Raw genomic sequence first — 846 nt, 5'->3', positions numbered from 1 at the left:
GGTTTTGGTGTTGTGCGTCGTGGAGTTGGTCTTCGAGGGTGATGATGCGGCAGGCGGCGTCGAGGCCGGTGCCGTTGTCGACTAGTTCTCGTACGCGTGCGGCGAGGCGGAGTTGGTGGCGGGAGTAGCGGCGGTGTCCGCCTGCTGAGCGTTGTGGTTGGAGGAATCCGGTTTCGTCGAGGCTGCGTAGGAAGTTTTGGGTTGTGCCGAGCATGTCTGCTGCTCGGCCCATGGTGTAGGCGGGGTATTGGTCGTCGTCGAATTTGTCGGTCCCACTGGGTGTGGGGGTCTCGCGTTGGTCTGGAATCATTCCACCTCCGCATCGCAAGGGACCCCGGATGCCGTGAGGCGTCCGGGGTCCCTGGGGTTAGGTTTCACCATTGTCAGTCGGCTGTGAGGCTGACTTCGTGTATCCACGGTGTCCGTCCGAGAGGCGGACGATGTGGAGATCGCTGAGTCGTAACCGAGAACCACCTACCAATCTGATGGGACTGCGGTACCCGCGCGGCAGTGCTGCCCAGCCGCGGCGGGCGATCCAATGATGTTCCCTGTCCCTTCTTTCCGGTGTTTCTTTCTTGCTGGGTACTTCCTGTGCTGCGTTTGTCGTGGACGTCACCGGCTGGAACCCTTTCACTGATCGGCCCCAGCACGCGTCACGCCGCTGGTCACTGCCCGGAGCCCTGTCCGAAATCGGCTCCGGCCACCTGACCGGTCCTGCACTGACCAACTTACGTACTGCTAACTGTCGTGCAACTGCGTACTGCTAGTGCTGCTAACTGTCGTGCAACTGCGTACTGCTAGTGCTGCTAACTGTCGTGCAACTGCGTACTGCTAGTGCTGCTAACT

General features: G+C 60.9%; 1 protein-coding gene. It reads right to left on the bottom strand.

Features of this window, described 5'->3' with window-relative positions; genetic code table 11:
• Positions 1-310 (bottom strand): helix-turn-helix domain-containing protein (locus ACM6LR_RS39335; RefSeq protein WP_414945657.1); only part of this gene is annotated, 310 nt, incomplete at its 3' end.
• Positions 311-846 lie beyond the last annotated feature (536 nt).

It is taken from the genome of Amycolatopsis sp. cmx-11-32 (genome assembly GCF_047608695.1).
Classification (GTDB): Bacteria; Actinomycetota; Actinomycetes; order Mycobacteriales; family Pseudonocardiaceae; genus Amycolatopsis.
The sequence above is the reverse complement of the archived record's forward strand: the minus strand, read 5'-3'. Positions and strand labels throughout refer to the sequence as shown.